2 rRNA genes are annotated in these 2,705 nt (G+C 43.7%); both read left to right on the forward strand.

Annotation, left to right across the window (positions count from 1 at the left end):
• Window positions 1-496 precede the first annotated feature (496 nt).
• Window positions 497-2,059, forward strand: a 16S ribosomal RNA gene (locus B8965_RS12195).
• A 304-nt stretch (window positions 2,060-2,363) separates the two neighbouring features.
• Window positions 2,364-2,705 (forward strand): 23S ribosomal RNA (locus B8965_RS12200); the annotation flags it as partial.

Consider the following 2,705-nt stretch of genomic DNA (forward strand, 5'->3'; position numbering starts at 1 on the left):
TATTTTATTTAGTCAAAGTTATTTTACTGAGGCAATTAATAACCTTTAAAATAATATCTTAGGTAATATATAAAGATTATACAAAAAATATACAAAGAATATACAAAGTAATATCTAATGTAATTTCTAGATAGAGTATTTAAAGTAGTATCTATAGCTATTTTGAATTAGAAATAAAAAAAACCAAGAAAAATGTTGACTAAGGTAAAAACAAGTGGTAAAATAATATTTGTCGCCAAGAGGGGACGCCAAACATTTTAAACACATAAATAAATGTTGACACAAACAATTTAAAATGATAAGATAAGTTTTGTCGCCACAACAGGGCGTGAAACAAAAGAAAATATTAGAAGAGTGCTACAAAGCAAGACAAGCACTTAACGCAAGTCTTCTAAACAAGTTGTTCTTTGAAAATCAAACAGTTATAAAGAAACAGACCACAAGTAACAAACGGATAAATAACAAAGCCAAAAGTTGGTTTTGAGCTTGCAGGATATTAATGGAGAGTTTGATCCTGGCTCAGGACGAACGCTGGCGGCATGCCTAACACATGCAAGTCGAACGGACTTTTAGTATTTAGTTTACTAAATACTAAAAGTTAGTGGCGGACGGGTGAGTAACGCGTGGGTAACCTGCCCATAAGTTGGGGATAACTCCGGGAAACCGGTGCTAATACCGAATAAGCTTAATTTACCGCATGGTAGATTAAGTAAAGATGGCCTCTTTACAATGCTATCGCTTATGGATGGACCCGCGTCTGATTAGCTAGTTGGTGAGGTAATGGCTCACCAAGGCGACGATCAGTAGCCGGCCTGAGAGGGTGAACGGCCACACTGGGACTGAGACACGGCCCAGACTCCTACGGGAGGCAGCAGTGGGGAATCTTCCGCAATGGGCGAAAGCCTGACGGAGCAATGCCGCGTGAGTGATGAAGGCCTTCGGGTTGTAAAACTCTGTCCTAATGGAAGAAAGGCTATGGTGCAAATAGTGCCATAGATTGACGGTACATTGGGAGGAAGCCCCGGCTAACTACGTGCCAGCAGCCGCGGTAATACGTAGGGGGCAAGCGTTGTCCGGAATTACTGGGCGTAAAGAGCGTGTAGGCGGATTTTTAAGTCAGGTGTGAAAACTTTGGGCTTAACCCAGAGACTGCATCTGATACTGGAAGTCTTGAGTGCAGGAGAGGAGAGTGGAATTCCTAGTGTAGCGGTGAAATGCGTAGATATTAGGAGGAACACCAGTGGCGAAGGCGACTCTCTGGACTGTAACTGACGCTGAGACGCGAAAGCGTGGGGAGCGAACAGGATTAGATACCCTGGTAGTCCACGCCGTAAACGATGGGTACTAGGTGTTGGGGGGTCAAAGCCTCAGTGCCGCAGTTAACACATTAAGTACCCCGCCTGGGGAGTACGGTCGCAAGACTGAAACTCAAAGGAATTGACGGGGACCCGCACAAGCGGTGGAGCATGTGGTTTAATTCGACGCAACGCGAAGAACCTTACCAAGACTTGACATCCCTTTGACCGCTCTTTAATCGGAGCTTTCCTTCGGGACAAAGGTGACAGGTGGTGCATGGTTGTCGTCAGCTCGTGTCGTGAGATGTTGGGTTAAGTCCCGCAACGAGCGCAACCCTTACTTCTAGTTGCCATCATTAAGTTGGGCACTCTAGAGGGACTGCCGGTGATAAACCGGAGGAAGGTGGGGATGACGTCAAATCATCATGCCCCTTATGTCTTGGGCTACACACGTGCTACAATGGACAGTACAAAGGGCAGCAAAGCCGCGAGGCCAAGCAAATCCCAAAAAGCTGTTCTCAGTTCGGATTGCAGGCTGCAACTCGCCTGCATGAAGTCGGAATCGCTAGTAATCGCAGGTCAGCATACTGCGGTGAATACGTTCCCGGGTCTTGTACACACCGCCCGTCACACCACGAAAGTTGGTAACACCCGAAGCCGGTGATCTAACCTTAGGGAAGAAGCCGTCGAAGGTGGGATCAATGATTGGGGTGAAGTCGTAACAAGGTAGCCGTATCGGAAGGTGCGGCTGGATCACCTCCTTTCTAAGGAGTAACCATCTTAGAGATGTAACCGGTCGTTCTTATAACTGTTTGATTTTGAGAGAATAACTCTCAAAATTTGTTCTTTGAAAACTACACAGTGAAGAAAGAAAATTTAATTTTTAACTTAAATTATGTGTAACAACATATATTCTAGTTAAAAACGTAAATTTCGTCGAGTAAAAAGGTTAGCAAGAAAATAAATTAAATTTATTTAATTTATACCTTGATTTACATTAAGGTATTTATTTTAGTTTAATTTAGTAATCAAGAAATAAATAAACGCGAGTTTATTTATATAAATTAAGGTCAAGTTATAAAGGGCATACGGTGGATGCCTTGGCGCTAAGAGCTGATGAAGGACGTGGTAAGCTGCGATAAGCTACGGGGAGCTGCAAGCAAGTTTCGATCCGTAGATTTCCGAATGGGGCAACCTGCTTGGAGTAATATCCAAGTATCATATACTGAATACATAGGTATATGAAGGCAACCCGGGGAACTGAAACATCTAAGTACCCGGAGGAAAATAAAGAAAACTCGATTCCCCTAGTAGCGGCGAGCGAAAAGGGAAAAGCCCAAACCAATCCTTCGGGATTGGGGTTGTGGGACCTGCATAAAGTTCAATTTTCTAGTCGAATAGATCTGGAAA

Origin of the sequence: Desulfonispora thiosulfatigenes DSM 11270 (genome assembly GCF_900176035.1) — a bacterium.
GTDB lineage: Bacteria > Bacillota > Peptococcia > Peptococcales > Desulfonisporaceae > Desulfonispora > Desulfonispora thiosulfatigenes.